Source organism: Quyinboa ferrireducens (assembly GCF_042436675.1).
In the GTDB taxonomy this organism is placed as follows: domain Bacteria; phylum Bacteroidota; class Bacteroidia; order Bacteroidales; family UBA5342; genus JBHJHP01.
In genome coordinates this window covers 800,947-817,531 of record NZ_JBHMVA010000001.1, presented here as the reverse complement: position 1 = coordinate 817,531, position 16,585 = coordinate 800,947, and the positions used below count along the sequence as shown (strand labels likewise).

15 protein-coding genes are annotated in these 16,585 nt (G+C 40.1%); 14 read left to right on the top strand and 1 reads right to left on the bottom strand.

Annotated elements, in window-relative coordinates:
* Positions 1–19 precede the first annotated feature (19 nt).
* The 14 genes from ACE01N_RS03100 to ACE01N_RS03035 all read left to right on the top strand — a co-directional run bounded on the left by ACE01N_RS03100 (position 20) and on the right by ACE01N_RS03035 (position 16,095).
* Positions 20–1,426 (top strand): nitrilase-related carbon-nitrogen hydrolase, encoded by a 1,407-nt coding sequence (locus ACE01N_RS03100; protein ID WP_380584701.1) that lies wholly within the window; start codon positions 20–22, stop codon positions 1,424–1,426.
* Positions 1,427–1,693: 267 nt separating this feature from the next.
* Positions 1,694–3,142, top strand: coding sequence for a Fe-S cluster assembly protein SufB (gene sufB / locus ACE01N_RS03095; protein WP_380584699.1), 1,449 nt, complete (start codon positions 1,694–1,696; stop codon positions 3,140–3,142).
* 25 nt (positions 3,143–3,167) lie between these two features.
* Positions 3,168–3,917 (top strand): Fe-S cluster assembly ATPase SufC, encoded by a 750-nt coding sequence (gene sufC / locus ACE01N_RS03090; protein ID WP_375727577.1) that lies wholly within the window; start codon positions 3,168–3,170, stop codon positions 3,915–3,917.
* A gap of 20 nt (positions 3,918–3,937) precedes the next feature.
* Entirely contained in the window at positions 3,938–5,326 is a 1,389-nt protein-coding gene (gene sufD, locus ACE01N_RS03085) for a Fe-S cluster assembly protein SufD (RefSeq protein ID WP_380584697.1), read from the top strand.
* A 3-nt stretch (positions 5,327–5,329) separates the two neighbouring features.
* Positions 5,330–5,866 carry a 5-formyltetrahydrofolate cyclo-ligase gene (locus ACE01N_RS03080; RefSeq protein ID WP_380584695.1) on the top strand — a complete coding sequence of 179 codons (537 nt, stop codon included), beginning with the start codon at positions 5,330–5,332 and terminating at the stop codon, positions 5,864–5,866.
* A gap of 47 nt (positions 5,867–5,913) precedes the next feature.
* Positions 5,914–7,131 (top strand): aminotransferase class V-fold PLP-dependent enzyme, encoded by a 1,218-nt coding sequence (locus ACE01N_RS03075; protein ID WP_380584693.1) that lies wholly within the window; start codon positions 5,914–5,916, stop codon positions 7,129–7,131.
* Positions 7,132–7,143: 12 nt separating this feature from the next.
* Positions 7,144–7,590 carry a SufE family protein gene (locus tag ACE01N_RS03070; RefSeq protein ID WP_380584691.1) on the top strand — a complete coding sequence of 149 codons (447 nt, stop codon included), beginning with the start codon at positions 7,144–7,146 and terminating at the stop codon, positions 7,588–7,590.
* A gap of 10 nt (positions 7,591–7,600) precedes the next feature.
* A complete protein-coding gene (locus ACE01N_RS03065) occupies positions 7,601–7,918 on the top strand; it encodes an SUF system Fe-S cluster assembly protein (protein WP_375727582.1) in 318 nt (105 codons plus the stop codon).
* Between the two features lie 15 nt (positions 7,919–7,933).
* On the top strand, positions 7,934–8,689 hold the full coding sequence (locus tag ACE01N_RS03060) for a UDP-2,3-diacylglucosamine diphosphatase (protein WP_380584689.1): 756 nt from the start codon (positions 7,934–7,936) through the stop codon (positions 8,687–8,689).
* 59 nt (positions 8,690–8,748) lie between these two features.
* Positions 8,749–9,462, top strand: a complete 714-nt coding sequence (locus ACE01N_RS03055) for a M48 family metallopeptidase (RefSeq protein ID WP_375727584.1) — start codon at positions 8,749–8,751, stop codon at positions 9,460–9,462.
* Complete coding sequence (locus ACE01N_RS03050; RefSeq protein ID WP_380584686.1) at positions 9,459–10,802, top strand: deoxyguanosinetriphosphate triphosphohydrolase; 1,344 nt, start codon at positions 9,459–9,461, stop codon at positions 10,800–10,802. The genes ACE01N_RS03055 and ACE01N_RS03050 overlap by 4 nt, the downstream gene beginning before the upstream one ends.
* 133 nt (positions 10,803–10,935) lie before the next feature.
* Positions 10,936–12,756 (top strand): Ig-like domain-containing domain, encoded by a 1,821-nt coding sequence (locus ACE01N_RS03045; protein ID WP_380584684.1) that lies wholly within the window; start codon positions 10,936–10,938, stop codon positions 12,754–12,756.
* Between the two features lie 49 nt (positions 12,757–12,805).
* On the top strand, positions 12,806–13,600 hold the full coding sequence (locus ACE01N_RS03040; RefSeq protein ID WP_380584682.1) for a DUF3108 domain-containing protein: 795 nt from the start codon (positions 12,806–12,808) through the stop codon (positions 13,598–13,600).
* A 107-nt stretch (positions 13,601–13,707) separates the two neighbouring features.
* On the top strand, positions 13,708–16,095 hold the full coding sequence (locus tag ACE01N_RS03035) for an Ig-like domain-containing domain (RefSeq protein WP_380584680.1): 2,388 nt from the start codon (positions 13,708–13,710) through the stop codon (positions 16,093–16,095).
* 1 nt (position 16,096) lies between these two features.
* Here ACE01N_RS03035 and ACE01N_RS03030 read toward each other — a convergent pair whose 3' ends face one another.
* Positions 16,097–16,582: a PaaI family thioesterase gene (locus ACE01N_RS03030; RefSeq protein WP_380584678.1), complete on the bottom strand. Its 486-nt coding sequence runs from the start codon at positions 16,580–16,582 to the stop codon at positions 16,097–16,099.
* Between the last annotated feature and the right edge of the window lie 3 nt (positions 16,583–16,585).

Genomic DNA, 16,585 nt, shown 5'->3' with positions numbered 1-16,585 from the left:
TCATTTAAAACTTTTCATGATGAACAACAAAATAAATCCTTACTGGTATTTAGTGGCAGGAATCCTCCTTCAAACAATAACTCATATGACCTTTAGTCTGAGCTTAGCCGCCTGGATTGCATATGCTCCCTTCATCGTATTTCTGTATCAAACCTCGGGTATCAAATCCCGTGTTTGGTTTGTTACGGCATTGATGGTTTCCTGGTCTTTAGTAACCGCAAAAATTATTACACCTCCACTTAAATTCTATTTCGTGTTCATGTATTCTATTCCTATGACCCTGGTTCAAATTCCTGGATATCTGATCTGGGACAGATTTAAAGCCAGAAGATTCGGCTACCTTCTTTTCCCTTCTGTAATGACAATAATGGAATGGATACAATACACTTTTACGCCACTGGCCAGTTGGGGAACTGCAGCCTATACCCAAAATGACAATCTTGCAATTCTCCAAACGGTATCGTTATTTGGCATGCCAGGCTTAGGCTTTTTAATTTACTGGATCAATATTTCATTTGCCAAAGCTTACTTAAAAAAATCTAATACCCTATTTACATTATCCGTACCATTCGCAACTCTTGCAGTACTGATTATTTTCGGAGCTATCCGTTTAAATATCTATCATTCCAAATCTCATGATACAATTTTAGTAGCGGCAGTTGGAACAACCAGTACAGTAAATGGACTGCCACTCCCATCCGATCAAACAGAAATAAAGGTCCGAAACACATTGTTTGATGATACAAAAAAAGCAGCGAAAACAGGTGCAAAACTTATTGTTTGGAACGAAGCAGCAACTTATGTGTTACCCGATAATGAACCACACTGGAAAAATGATCTTAAGCAATTGGCCAAAGGGTGTCAAGCTTCTCTCTATGCATCTTATATTGTGCCAATATCCACAGATCCTTTAACATATGAAAATAAATATCTCTTTATTAATACAGACGGAAGAATTAAAGCCGAGTATCATAAACATGAACCTGTTCCGGGAGAACCAGCAATAAAGGGAAAAGAAGATTTTACAACAAATACTGTGAATCATACCGCAACGGGAGGTGCAATATGTTATGATTATGATTTCCCTTACATCGCAAAACAACTGCGAAAATCAGGAGCAGACTTAGTTGCTCTACCATCTTCTGACTGGCGTGGTATTGATCCGGTTCATACAAAAATGGCTGCATACCGGGCAATTGAACAAGGCCATTCCATATTGCGATCAACCAGGTTTGGCCTTTCAGCCGCTATTAATCCATTGGGTGAAATGGTGGGGATGATGAGTAGCTTTGATACAAATGAAAGGTTACTGTTGGCATCATTACCCGCAAAGAAAATCACATCGATGTATTCAGTAATAGGAGATTCTTTTATCTATATCCTTTTTATAACCATTCTTCTGGTTTTTATGTCCTTTACTAAATAACATAACAGGATATCTTGAAATTTAAATATTTGCATTTTTTGCCAGTCGTAATTGATAAGTTGGCTAAATTGCTGAACTCCCTGATTTTTCTCTCACAATTGACATTTTGTAAGTTGTTAATCCCTTTTTCAGCCCTTATTATAGATATCAAGTACTATTTAGACTAATTATTTATTTTTAAAACTTTACAGTCTTCTTTTTGTATAAAGTTGCTAAATTTGCAACTTCTTTTAAGATTAAGTGTTATACTTGAAAATAACAGGTAATATGGCTGAAGATCAAAATCAATTAATAGACAATATAACTCAGAAAGAATATGCTTATGGATTTCATTCCAACATTGAAACTGAGGATATTGGGAAGGGCTTGAACGAGGAGGTAATTCGCATCATTTCTGCCAAAAAAAATGAACCGGAATGGATGACAGAATTCCGGCTAACCGCATACCGGAACTGGTTAAATATGAAGATGCCGGAATGGGCTCATCTGAAGATTCCGTCCATCGACTATCAGGATATTATATACTATGCTGCTCCGAAGCAAAAAGCCAAGTTGGAAAGTCTGGATGACGTAGATCCGGATCTGCTGGAGACATTCAATAAACTTGGAATTCCTTTGGAAGAACAGAAAGTTTTATCAGGTGTAGCCGTTGACGCAGTACTGGACAGTGTTTCGGTAAAAACAACGTTCAAAGAAACGCTGGCAGATCTGGGCATTATCTTTTGTTCGTTCAGCGAGGCAGTTCAGGAACATCCTGATCTGGTGAAAAAATATATGGGATCGGTTGTCCCTGCAAATGATAACTATTTTGCCGCATTAAATTCTGCAGTGTTCAGCGATGGTTCGTTCGTTTACATTCCTAAAGGCGTACGTTGCCCAATGGAACTGTCAACCTATTTCAGGATCAACGCAATGAATACCGGACAGTTTGAACGGACGCTTATTGTGGCCGATGATGAAAGCTATGTGAGCTATCTGGAGGGCTGTACCGCGCCGATGCGGGATGAAAATCAGCTTCATGCGGCTATCGTTGAAATTGTAGTAATGAATGATGCCGAGGTGAAATACAGCACCGTTCAAAACTGGTATCCCGGAGATAAAAACGGCAAAGGTGGTGTTTACAACTTTGTGACCAAACGAGGCATGTGTAAAGGGGATAATTCCAAATTGACCTGGACACAGGTGGAAACAGGGTCTGCAATCACATGGAAATACCCGAGTACTATTTTAATGGGAAACAACACTAAAGGAGAATTCTATTCCGTGGCAGTCACCAATAACCATCAACAGGCCGATACAGGGACCAAGATGGTTCATCTTGGCAAAAACACCAGCAGTATCATTGTTTCCAAGGGAATTTCTGCAGGAGTGAGTGAAAACAGCTATCGGGGTTTGGTAAGAGTAGGGAAACGTGCTGACAACGCCCGTAACTTTTCACAATGTGATTCTCTGTTACTGGGGGATAAATGTGGCGCTCACACATTTCCGTACATTGATGTTAAAAACAATACAGCGGTGGTGGAACACGAAGCCACAACCTCGAAAATCAGTGAAGACCAGATATTTTATTGTAACCAAAGAGGTATTTCTACCGAGGATGCCATCGGGCTGATCGTTAACGGATATGCCAAAGAAGTTTTAAATAAACTGCCTATGGAATTTGCAGTTGAAGCGCAGAAATTGCTGCAGATTAGTCTTGAAGGAAGCGTTGGTTAATGATATTGAAGAAAAATAGATTAAAATGTTAAAGATAAAAGATTTACATGCCTCAATCAACGGCAAAGAGATATTAAAAGGGATCAACCTGGAAGTTAAGGCAGGCGAAGTACATGCCATAATGGGACCCAACGGTTCGGGCAAGAGTACCTTGTCGGCAGTACTTACAGGTAATGAAGCATTTGAGGTAACCAAAGGCGAAATTACCTTTAACGGACGGGACATTATGGAGATGTCTCCTGAAGACCGTTCGAGAGAGGGAATGTTTCTGAGTTTTCAGTATCCGGTTGAGATTCCGGGTGTAAGCATGGTTAACTTTTTAAGGACAGCCATCAATGAACACCGTAAATACAGAAATGAGGAACCTCTTTCTGCATCTGACTTCTTACGGTTAATGCGTGAGAAAAAAGAAATGGTGGAAATGGACTCTAACCTGGCCAACCGTTCGGTAAACGAGGGCTTTTCGGGTGGAGAAAAAAAGAAAAACGAAATTTTCCAGATGGCGATGCTGAACCCGAAACTGGCCATTTTGGATGAAACTGATTCCGGACTGGATATCGATGCATTAAGAATCGTGGCGAACGGCGTGAACAAACTAAAAACAAAAGACAACGCTACCATTGTTATTACACATTACCAGCGTTTACTGGATCATATCGTACCTGATTATGTTCATATTCTTTACCAGGGGAAAATTGTAAAAACTGCCGGAAAAGAACTGGCTCTGGAACTGGAAGAAAAAGGATATGACTGGATTAAAAAAGCCGTGATTTAAACGGGTAAATTTAATGGATAATGATTGAAACCGTTAAGATAGAAGACGAATATATTGACTTGTGGAAAGAAAACCTGCAACAGATTTCCGCACCTTGTCCTGAAGTGCTGAATGCACCACGGGATGAAGCTGCTGTAAAATTTGCAGAGAAAGGATTTCCGGATACAAGTTTTGAAAATTACGAGAATACAGATATCAAACGTATTTTTAAACATGAATACGGCATTGATATTACCCCGAGAAATGAATTTGGGTTCAACCTGCATGATGTATTTAAGTGCGATGTGCCGAACCTGAATGCGCACCTTATTTTTACGGTGAACGGCTGGTATTACAAAAAGAATATTCTGCCGGAAAATCTGCCGGAAGGCGTGATAATTACAAGCATTCTAAAGGCCTCGAAGGAGTACCCTGAACTGTTTGAGAAGTATTACAATAAACAGGCAATGTTGTCTGATGATTCGATGGTGAACCTGAATACCATGTATGCCCAGGACGGGTTGTTCATTTATGTTCCCAGAGGTGTGGTCATTGAAAAACCAATCCAGATCATCAATATTCTCAACAGTAATCAGGATCTGTTTGTCAGTCAGAGAGGGCTTATTATTGCCGAAGAAAATTCTGAAGCCAAAATTCTGGTTTGTGATCATACCATGACAGACCAGCGGTATGTAGCTAATCATGTGCGTGAGTTATTTGTAGCTGAAAATGCAAGGTTGGATTATTACCTGATTGAAAATCAGCACAATTTTGTAAATCAGATCATTTCCTCTTTCATTGATCAAAAGGCAAATTCAAATGTGGTAAGTAATTTTATTACGCTGCATAACGGATTGACCCGGAATAACACATTCGTAAATCTTGCGGGAGAACATTGCGAAAACCATCTGTATGGTATGGCGCTGACCGACAAACGGCAGCACGTGGATAATTTTACAAATGTGGTTCATGCCGTTCCTAATTGTGTAAGCGATGAGTTTTTCAAATATGTACTGGATGATTCATCATCAGGTGCTTTCAGAGGAAGGATATATGTGGCAAAAGATGCCCAGAAGACAGAAGCATATCAGACCAATAAAAATATCTGTCTGACGAAGGATGCCAAGATGCACACCAAGCCGCAACTTGAGATTTATGCGGATGATGTAAAGTGTAGCCATGGCGCAACCGTTGGACAATTGAATGAAGAGGCGCTGTTTTATTTGCGTTCACGCGGGATACCGGAAGCAGAAGCACGCTTACTGCTGATGTTTGCCTTTACCCACGACGTTATAGAAAGTATCAGACTTGAACCTTTGAAAGAGAGGATTCACGACCTGGTAGAAAAACGTTTCAGAGGTGAGTTGAGTAAATGTGTTGGCTGTGCCATTTGTAATTCGGTGGATACAGATACCTATCACACGCACTAATATATGGAAACATCGAAACCGGAGGTCAGAAAAAAAATAAGGGAAATAACTGCCAGTTTTACCAGGGAAGAAAAGCTTTCCATGTCTGACCGTACAACATACTTACTTGAAAACGATCCGCTGTTTCAAAAAGCGGAAATTGTCGCCTTGTACTGGTCACTGGATGACGAAGTGAACACTCACCGTTTTATTGAAAAATGGAACGACAAAAAAACGATACTTCTTCCGGTTATTGAAGGTGACAATATATATTTTGCCACTTACGATGGCATGAAAGACATGGTGAAGGAAGACAGGTTTGGTGTATTGCAACCGGGAAACAACAATATTTACAATATAAAAACCATTGATCTTATTGTAGTTCCGGGTGTGGCATTCGATCAAAAAAACAACCGGCTGGGACGAGGCAAAGGATACTACGACAGGGCTCTGAGTTACAGCAAATGTCCCAAAATAGGCATTTGTTTCCCACATCAGTACATTGAACAGCTCCCGGTAGATATTCACGATGTGAAAGTTGATAAAGTGTTGTTTGCCTGATATCTTCCCTTTTTATTCAGATTATTTACCTTTGCAAACTCAGTATTATGGCTTTAGATGTACAGAACATACGACAGGATTTTCCAATCCTGAAAGAACTGGTTCATGGTAAACCACTGGTTTATCTTGATAATGCGGCTACATCGCAACGTCCGGTTCAGGTACTGAAAGAAATTGAGGATGCGTATCTGAAGTACAACAGCAACATTCACCGTGGCGTACATCATTTAAGTCAGAAAGCTACTGAGGCGCATGAAAATTCGCGCGAGGTGATCCGTAAATTTATCAATGCAAAAAGTACAAAAGAGATCATCTTCACCCGAGGGACAACAGAATCTATCAACCTTATCGCATGGTCTTTTGGCGAACGTTTCTGCGAAAAAGGTGACGAAATCATTATTTCTGCGATGGAACACCACTCAAACATTGTTCCGTGGCAAATGCTGTGTGACCGCAAAGAATTAAAGCTTAAAGTTATACCGTTTGATGATTCCGGAACTCTGGATATGGATGCGTTTCAACACCTGATCTCTCCTAAAACAAAACTGGTTTCTGTGGCGCATGTTTCCAATACGCTGGGAACGGTGAATCCGATAGAGAAAATTATCAGTATAGCTCACGAAAACAATATTAAAGTATTAATTGACGGTGCACAGTCAGCACCACACTTCAAACTGGATATGCAGGCTCTGGATGCCGACTTTTTTGTGTTTTCTAGCCATAAAATGTACGGCCCAACCGGAATGGGAGTTTTATACGGAAAGGAAGACCTCCTGAATGAACTTCCGCCTTATCAGGGTGGTGGCGAAATGATAGAAACAGTTACGTTCGAGAAGACAACATATAACGAGCTGCCTTTCAAATTTGAAGCAGGCACACCGGACTTTACAGGATCTGTAGGTTTTGCAGCCGGAATTAAATATATTGAAACGCTCGGTATTGACAATATTCATGCATACGAGGACGAACTTTTGAAGTATGCAACTGAACAACTGAAAAGCATTCCGGGTTTGAAGATATATGGTGAAGCAAAAATGAAAAGCAGTGTGATATCGTTTATGGTAAATGGTATTCATCCGTTTGACATGGGAACATTGCTGGACCAGATGGGTATTGCCGTGAGAACCGGGCACCATTGTGCTCAACCCGTTATGGACCGGTTTGGTATTTCAGGAACGGTCAGAGCCTCGTTCGCTATCTATAATACTAAAGAAGAGGTCGATACCCTGTTGAACGGAATTAACAGGATTGCAGCCATGTTTTAATAATTATTATCTTTGAACCACAAAAGAGGAGAAAAGATGACAATCAACGAAATACAGGATCAGATAATCGAGGAATTCAGCATTTTTGATGATTGGATGGATAAATATGCCTATCTCATCGAAATAGGGAATGGTCTGGATCCGATTGATGATTCCAAAAAGAAAGAACAGAATCTGATTAAAGGCTGTCAGTCCAAAGTATGGATTGATGCACGTTTCAGGGATGGAAAGATATTTTTCGATGCCGACAGCGATGCCATTATAGTGAAAGGAATTGTAGCGCTTTTGTTACGCACACTTTCAGGCCAGAGCCCGAAAGATATTATGGATTCTGATCTTTATTTCATTGAAAAGATAGGATTAAATAACCATCTTTCACCAACGCGAAGCAATGGTTTGGTGGCTATGGTTAAACAAATGAAGCTTTACGGATTGGCTTTTAATGCTAAAAACGCTTAACAAGTTGATTATGGAAAATGAATTTTTGAATATAGAGGAGGAGATTGTAAAGCAACTCAAAACGGTTTTCGATCCGGAAATTCCGGTAAACATATATGACCTTGGACTCATCTACAGCATTGATGTTAAGGATGATAACAGTGTGGAAATTGAGATGACACTGACTGCTCCGGCATGTCCGGCAGCGGATTTCATTATGGATGAAGTAAATGATAAAGTCAACGCTGTAGATGGCATAAAAGGCGCAACTGTAAACCTTGTTTTCGATCCGCCATGGGATAAAGATATGATGAGTGAGGAAGCAAGACTAGAACTAGGATTTTTGTAATAACATCAGCCCGCATTGAACACCAAAAAGATATATTTTGCTTCAGATCTCCATTTGGGTGCACCCTACATCACCGATCCGAAACTGCACGAAAAACGGTTTGTGGATTGGCTGACGTCCATTCAACCAACGGCAAAAGAACTCTTCCTTTTAGGTGATATTTTCGATTTCTGGTGGGAATACAAACGTGTGGTTCCGAGAGGTTTTGTGCGCTTGCTGGGCAAACTGGCAGAATTTTCTGACAGCGGCATTCCGGTTCATTTTTTTATCGGAAACCATGATATATGGCTCAAAGATTATCTGGAGAAAGAAATCGGTATGAGCATCCACAGAGAACCAACAGTGTTTGAGCGAAACGGGCTGAAACTGTTCCTGGCGCATGGTGACGGACTGAACGACACATCTCTGGGATTCAGAGTTGTACGGGGAGCATTTCACAGTAAGTTTCTGCAAAAAATGTTCGAAACATTTGTGCATCCGGATCTGGCTATAAAAATCGGACAAACCTGGTCCAACAGCAGCCGTAAAAGTCATGACCAGAAACATACAGCAACCTATCTTGGCGAAGATAAAGAACACCTGGTTCAGTATGCAAAAAAACATTTAAAGGAGAACGACATAAACTTTTATGTTTTCGGGCACAGGCATATCACACTCGACCTGATGCTGACGAAAAATTCAAGAGTTATAATTCTGGGTGACTGGATCACTCACTTTTCGTTCGGATCTCTGGAAGACAAAACATTTAAGCTCGAATTTTTCGGGCATTGATCGTACCCCCATTACTTTCTCTCCTCATGAAAGGTATTAATATTTTAAAGCAAACAAAAATGAGCGAACAGAAGGTAATAGCATACCCCGATTTCGGACCTGTTACATTTAGAAAAAATAAAAACGCCAAACATATTTCCATTCGTATTAAGCCTGGGCCACTGGTCTTTGTCACCCTGCCATACAGAGCAAGCATTAAAGAAGGGCAATCCGTTTTGGTACAGAAGAAAGCCTGGGTCATTAAAAAAATGTATGAACTGGAGGAAACCGAAACGATTTACAGAACCGGTAAGGAGGTTCCTTTTAAATACCATACATTCAACATAATTGCGTCGGATACAACAAAAATTTATTCCGAAACCAAAGAAAAGGATGTAACACTTTACTATCCTGATGGTATTCCCGTTGAAGCAGAAGAAGTGCAGGAAGTTGCCAAAGAAGTGATTAGGGAAATATGGCGCAATGAGGCCAAAATATATATCCCGCAACGCATCACCTGGTTATCACACAGCTTCGGATTTATGTATCAGAATGTTAGTATCAGGGATGCACGCACGCGCTGGGGTAGCTGCACGGGATTAAAGAATATTAGTATCTCACTTTACATCATGAGATTGCCGCATCATTTAATAGATTATGTACTTTTACATGAATTATGCCACACGGTGGTACCGAATCATGGCAAAAATTTTTATGCCTTAATGGATAAGGTTACCAAAGGCAGAACCACTGAGTATCAGAAAGAAATGCGTGCTTATAAACCCTGGTTATGATGAACTGGAACTCACTGCTCTCCACAAAACGACTTGGTCTTGAAGACTATTTTAAAACCGATAAACAAAACCGTACGGAATACCAGCGCGATTACGACCGGATCATTTTTTCATCTTCGTTCCGCAGGTTGCAGAACAAAACACAGGTATTTCCACTCCCGGGACGGATTTTTGTCCATAACCGGTTAACCCACAGTCTTGAGGTTGCCAGTGTAGGAAGATCCCTGGGGAATAATGTGGCCATACAGATTGTAGAAAAAGACAATACTGTATCCGAAACACTTCATGAAATCGGGAGCATTGTATCGGCGGCCTGTTTGGTTCACGATTTGGGGAATCCTCCCTTTGGTCATTCAGGTGAGAATGTACTGAGCAGCTATTTTACAGAAGGGAAAGGCATTAAATACAAAACGGATGTAAGCAATGAGGAATGGAGCGATCTTACCAATTTTGAAGGTAATGCCAATGCATTCAGGCTACTCACCCATCAGTTTAAAGGCCGCAGAGAAGGTGGTTTTGTCCTCACCTATCCAACTTTGGCTTCAACCATAAAATATCCATGGGCATCGTATAAATTCAATAAAAAGAAATACGGATTTTTTCAAAGCGAGGAGTCGCAATTTATGCGGATTGCTAAAGAATTAGGTCTTGAAAATCCCGAACAACCGGGAGAATATTTCAGGCATCCACTGGTTTATCTGGTAGAAGCTGCCGACGATATATGCTATCAGATTATGGATATTGAAGATGCGCATAAACTGGGAATGCTAACCACCAGGAAGACAAAATCTCTTCTGCTGTCATTTTTTGATACTGAACTTGAAAGCAAACGCATTGAACGACTCCGGGAAACCATGAACCGGGTGACAGATAAAAATGAACAGATTGCCTACCTGAGGGCTTCTGTTATCGGGAAACTGATAGATGCATGTTCGCATGAATTTATGGAAAATTATACAGCTATCATGTCAGGATCATATCAGGGAAGTCTGATTAAAAATATTCAGGGTGTGGTTGGTGAAGCTTATAAAACCTGTGCCGGTCTTGCCGTGCGTAAAATTTACAAAGCCCCTGAGGTGGTTGAAATCGAAATTGCCGGGTACCGCATTCTTTCAACATTGCTGGATGTGTTTGTGGAAGCCGCTTTAAACCCAGATAAATCTTACTCAAAGCAATTACTGCAACGTCTGCCTGAGCAATACGAAATTACTGAAGGATCAATCTACAGCCGAATCCGCAATGTACTGGACTTTATTTCAGGAATGACGGACATTTATGCGCTGGATTTATACCGGAAGATTACCGGCATTTCTATTCCGGGTGTAGATAAAGTTTATTAATCCAACAATCTGCAAAAACATTATAATTGGTGAACAGGGCAAATATATTGACTTTCTCCATAAGGTTTATTAACACCTTGCTGTTGTGTGTTTAAGCTTAAAAATTTACTTTTGAGCACTAAATAAAAATACGTTGCAAAAACTCATCCACATATTTTTTGTTCTGTTGGCCGTGGTTCTTTTTCATGCATGTGCCAATCCCGGAATGCCTTCAGGAGGCCCTAAAGACGTTGATCCGCCTTTATTGATTAAAAGTAAACCCGAACAAAATCAGAAAAATTATACCGATCCTAAAATCCAGCTCTATTTTGATGAGATTGTTGTATTAAAAGACACCCGGAAAAACTTTATCGTTTCACCACCGCTTGAGGAAGAACCAATTATAAATGCACTGGCAAAAAAAATATCAATTGATCTGAATAACGAACTACAGCCTAATACCACTTACACACTGTATTTCGGGAGTGCTATTGTGGACAATAACGAAGGTAATCCGCTTGAGAACTTTACATTCAGCTTTTCTACGGGAGAAGTAATCGACAGCATGATGATGTCAGGAAGGGTAATCAGGGCAAAAGATCTTGAGCCCATAGCAAATATCATTGTCGGAATTTATAAAGACACATCAGATTCTGCCTTCATCAAGAATGTGCCGTTGCGAATTGCACAAACCAACAGCAAAGGAGAATTTTCCGTCAAAAATATTGCTCCGGGAAAATACAGAATTTATGCACTGAACGAACCAATTAAAAATTACCGGTACGATGCGGGAGAAGAAATTGCGTTTCTTGATACAATTTATGAAACATATTTCGACACCATACAGTTGAGCGACACCGTCTGGGTAGATTCAGTGACCGTAGATACTATCATGTACCGTGATACACTGATCTACGGACCTGAAAACATATTATTACAAACATTCGAAGAGTTTCATCTGGTTCAGAATCTTAGGAAGAAAGAACGTTCTTTTCCGTATCAGTTTCTTTTTTCTTTTAGCTCACCGATACAGGAAGATCCTAAACTACACATTGACGGTACACCAGACAATTACGGAGGTATATTTTCGGAATATTCAACCACAAGAGATACGATTTACTACTGGCTAACGGATTCCAACCTTTATAAATTGGATACACTCATGGTTGAACTGCAGTACCAGAAGACAGATTCGCTTGAGCAACTTTTCTGGCAGCAGGATACCATTCAGATGATTTACCGTGAACCCAAAAGCGGTGGCAGGAAAGGCAGAGGGAAAAACAAACCGGACGAACCCAAAACAGCATTGTTGAAGATAAATCACAATATCTCTGCGACGATGAATCTGAAAGGCCGGATTATGTTTGAGTTTGAAGAGCCAATCAACCGGTTTAATAAGGATGAAGTCCATCTGTATCTGAAAGCTGACACCCTGGAAAAACCACTAAATTTCACACTCGATCAAAGTGATCTTTTCCCTCGTAAATTCTTCCTGGACTATAACTGGGCTGAAGGGGAAAGCTATACTTTATCCATAGATTCAGCAGCTATTGAAAATATTTACGGTATTCATTCCGATAAGTTTAAATCCTCTTTTACCATTCGTAAGCTGGATCAGTATGGCAATGTAAAATTCAACCTCACCAAACCGGATTATCCTGGTGTTTTATACATGCTTGATGCCAGCGGAAAAATTTTACGAAGCCAGCCCTTCAGTGCTTCAGACAATACAGTTTCTTTCAGGCTCATTCTTCCTGGTAAATATTATTTCAGTCTGTTTTTTGATAAAAACAGAAATGGAGAATGGGATACTGGAAACTTATTAGAACATATTCAACCGGAACCCGTAAGGTATTTCAGTAAACAAATTGAGGTGAAAGCTTACCGGGACTACGAAGAAGACTGGGATACCGAAAAATTATTGCTCTGGAAACAAAAACCTGAAGCTTTACAAGGGAAAGAAGAAAAGAGATAATTTATTTCTGGCATTACCGTTGTAGTATTATCCGAATCAAAGACATTATATGATCAGGTATCTGAAAGTTATCATATTATTTTCTTGTATCATTCAGACGTTGTCTGCACAACAAAAAACCTTTAAAAGTGGTGAAAAAGTTGTGTTTGATGCATACTACAACTGGGGTTTTATTTGGCTGAATGCAGGCCAGGCAATGTTTACAGCAAGCGATACCATTTTTAACGGCAAAGATGCGTACCAAATGAAAGCCACCGGCGTAACATATAATGGATATGACTATCTTTTCAAAGTTCGCGATACGCTGATTTCAGTCATTTCAAAAGATTCATTGCAACCACTTTGGTTCACCCGAAAAACAAACGAAGGAAGTTACTCGGCAGAAATTACATATAATTTTGATCACGAATCCAACCTGGTAAACGGCACTAAAAAGCGAAAGGGCAAAACTGAATACGCTTCTTATATTCTACCGGAGAACACAAAGGACATTGTCTCCGTGATTTACTACCTGCGCGAAGTAGATTTTACAGGAATGAAGGAAAACGACCGGATTTTATTTAATATGGTGGTTGATAACGAGATGTGGGAATTGTATGTGCGGTATCTTGGCAAAAAAGTCATAAAGCTTAAATCAGGTCGCCGGTTCAGATGTATCGTTCTGGCACCGCTGCTCCTGGAAGGATCGGTGTTTAGTGGTGGTGAAGGTATGAAGATTTTTGTTACTGATGACCGTAACCGACTGCCTGTCTATATTGAATCAAAAGTTCTGGTTGGAAAAGTGAAAGCCAGCCTTATCAGCTACGAAAATTTGAAGTATCCGCTTAGTTCTGAGGTCTATTAACCCCAAATTTTAGTAAAAATACGTAGTGCTTCAGCAGAAATAGTCTTATTTAAAAGAATTATTATTCGTATTTTTATGCGAAACCTGTAGGGGAATAAACTTTGCATATGAGATTGGTTAAATTGATTATAGCAATTATCCTGATTGCATTACCACTAAATGCTGTTAATGCTGCTGTGATCGGTGTAACTTCCCCAAAGAAAAATTCAGTTTATACTGCCGGCTCAACCCTTTATATCTCCTACGTTTTTTTGGATGTGGACACCGTAAATATTGAAGTGTTTTCCCCATTAAACGGTGGAACGTGGGAAGTTGTGGTCGATAGCCTGCCAACGGTGGAAGGAAGTAAAATTCCCATTCAGAACCTTAAGGCTCCGGACTGGGCTCATTACGAAATCCGTATTATTGATTTGCATCATAAAGCAGACACTGCTTATTCCGGACCGTTTACTATTCTAAATCCGCCATCACCGGTTTTGCGTCTGAAGATACAGGAAGACACTATTCAATCCGGATCCGACCTGAATCTCAACTGGGATATCTCACCTTCCATAGATTCAATCGCGTTTGAACAATATGATCCGTGGAAAAAACGCTGGATCAAACAGGACTTTGACTATCTGACCAGAGATAGTTCCAAAATGATCAAAACAGGTAAAGGCCTTATGGGAGGGCTACATTACTTTCGTATATATGATGTGAACTACCCTGATAAATATTCCAACACTGATTCATTTTATGTCAGGGATAACGTGTTCGGTGGCATCGATTCTCTTTTTCCTGCTAATGACGCCGAAAATGTCGATATCCGACTGGAATCCGAATCAGACACGTGTGTCTTTCTGATTTATTTTAAGGAATTTATAGAATTGGTTCCGGGTAAAAATATTGAAATCAATAACGAAGCACAGGGTGTTGTGACTACCATTTCAACAAGCGACACTGCTAAAGTAAAGGTTATTAATGATATAAACGGAGACCCAACGATATTATGCATAAAGCCACCACTGCCACTTACACATTCTACCAGGTATTATATTTTATCGGATAAAGGAATTGTGAAGGATATGTTGGGGAATATTTTCAACGGATTCAGAAGCAATCTGGACTGGAATTTCCATACGGAAACACTGAACGACTTTAAGGGGACACTGACTTACAATGGTGCTTTGAAAGGAAACCTTGTTATTGGTCTGTATGATCAGAGCGATATAGAAAGTAACATTACTAACCATCCTGAAAATTTTGAATACAACGAGGATACTGAATTTCCCTATAGTTATGCCATTGGAGCACCGGTTGACGGGACCTATGGTATATTCTGCTTTCTTGATCTGAATAATAATTTTGAAGCTGATGCCGGAGAACCAACAGGTTTTCTGGATAGTCTTTCGATGAACGGAAAGGACACAACTGGAATCAATATCCTGCTGACGGACAATGCCAGTGTTGACGACGTTTTTGTTTTCGATCAGGCCAAATCATACTGGGGGAATAATGAAACCTTTGGCTATAATGCATTCCTGAAATCGTACTATGCAGGTGATTGGTATTCCGGTTCAACACCGGTCATTTCGAATGCATATAAAATTGAGGAACTTCTATGGGGTGTTAGTTTCAAAATTCGCGAAAATGGTTCGGATGATCTGGCAAATTCCGTACTTAAACCGGGAACTGTAGCACATCTGGAATTTGGATTCCCTGATTCCCTGACCATAAATTATATTGCAGCAGGCGGTATCATAACCAAAGCACAAATGTTGAGTAACCGACTGGTGCTTGACTTAACGGTGGTAAATCCTGTGAGTTCTAACAGTGGAAATCTGAAAGCCTCGCTGGGCTTTATTATCAGCTGCTCTCCGGATCATAGTGCAGGTGTTAATGCATATGGCTCTTTGTTCTTTGGAGATAATTATATTAAAGATATAAGTCCGGTTTTAAGTGGTAACGGCAATGCCATAGGCGTAAGGATCAATGGCAAAAACGGCGTTGAAAGTCACCTTATTGGTATGTTGTCAGACAACTTCCTTATAAATAATTTCAGCCAGATTGACCCGAAACATTTGCCTGCAAACAGTAACAGCCTCATGGCTGTAATCCCTGAATTGGATCCGGCTCAATACGAAGTAGATAACTCGTTTGATGTGTACTCTAAAAGTTATGATGTTGACGGCGACGGAAAGCTGAATAAGATGTATCGCGTTGTTGTTTCCAATAACAGTTGGTCGGCACACGATATTTTGTTTACTTACGATGTTACCACAGATATTAAAAATCCTGATGCCCAACTACCGGATATTTATTACAACGGTCGCTTAAATGCATTAATAGCAAACAAAGTTATTCCGTGGCTGACGGTTTACGACATTACAGGGAAAGTTGTATTCATCTCACATACAAAAGGTTCAGAATTTAAACTACCGGACGCTCCAACAAAAGGTGTTTATTTTGTCAAAACACAGAACAAACAGGTACGTAAAGTTTTGATCCAGTAAATTATTTTTCAAAAAAGGCCTCTACTCCGGGATATTTGAATTCGTTTTGAGCTTTTTCAACCGGAAATAAAAAATAACTTACTACAGATTCCGTAGCAAAAACACCATCTGAGTTATAAAGTTTTACATTCACTTTGGCTAATCTTGTGGTCTGTTCCGCCACCTTTGCAACAAGTTTTACCTTCCCATTTATTGAAGAAAGCGGTTTTTTGTATTTAATTTCCATGCCTGTTGTTACGCCTGCTGTACCACATTTTACATACACCGTCCAGGCAGCAATCTCGTCCATCAACGTTGCCTGCAAACCTCCGTGAACCACACCGTGATAGCCTTCAAATGTACGCTCAGGTTCCCATTCGCAGGTAAGCTCTTCCCCTTCTTCCCAGAATTCCAGTCGTAATCCGTGATCGTTATGAGGAGAACAGGCAAAACAATTGTACAACTCCCCTTTTAGTTCCACAAACGGATTCAGTATTTTTCTTTTCATATT

Excerpts from the sequence above, each read along its gene's own strand:
- ACE01N_RS03100 (WP_380584701.1), top strand. The coding sequence starts at position 20 with ATGAACAACAAAATAAATCCTTACTGGTATTTAGTGGCAGGAATCCTC.
- ACE01N_RS03030 (WP_380584678.1), bottom strand. The coding sequence starts at position 16,582 with ATGAAAAGAAAAATACTGAATCCGTTTGTGGAACTAAAAGGGGAGTTG.
- ACE01N_RS03065 (WP_375727582.1), top strand. The coding sequence starts at position 7,601 with ATGGAAAATGAATTTTTGAATATAGAGGAGGAGATTGTAAAGCAACTC.
- ACE01N_RS03050 (WP_380584686.1), top strand. The coding sequence starts at position 9,459 with ATGATGAACTGGAACTCACTGCTCTCCACAAAACGACTTGGTCTTGAA.
- ACE01N_RS03035 (WP_380584680.1), top strand. The coding sequence starts at position 13,708 with ATGAGATTGGTTAAATTGATTATAGCAATTATCCTGATTGCATTACCA.
- ACE01N_RS03055 (WP_375727584.1), top strand. The coding sequence starts at position 8,749 with ATGAGCGAACAGAAGGTAATAGCATACCCCGATTTCGGACCTGTTACA.
- sufB (WP_380584699.1), top strand. The coding sequence starts at position 1,694 with ATGGCTGAAGATCAAAATCAATTAATAGACAATATAACTCAGAAAGAA.
- ACE01N_RS03075 (WP_380584693.1), top strand. The coding sequence starts at position 5,914 with ATGGCTTTAGATGTACAGAACATACGACAGGATTTTCCAATCCTGAAA.
- ACE01N_RS03080 (WP_380584695.1), top strand. The coding sequence starts at position 5,330 with ATGGAAACATCGAAACCGGAGGTCAGAAAAAAAATAAGGGAAATAACT.
- sufD (WP_380584697.1), top strand. The coding sequence starts at position 3,938 with ATGATTGAAACCGTTAAGATAGAAGACGAATATATTGACTTGTGGAAA.
- sufC (WP_375727577.1), top strand. The coding sequence starts at position 3,168 with ATGTTAAAGATAAAAGATTTACATGCCTCAATCAACGGCAAAGAGATA.
- ACE01N_RS03040 (WP_380584682.1), top strand. The coding sequence starts at position 12,806 with ATGATCAGGTATCTGAAAGTTATCATATTATTTTCTTGTATCATTCAG.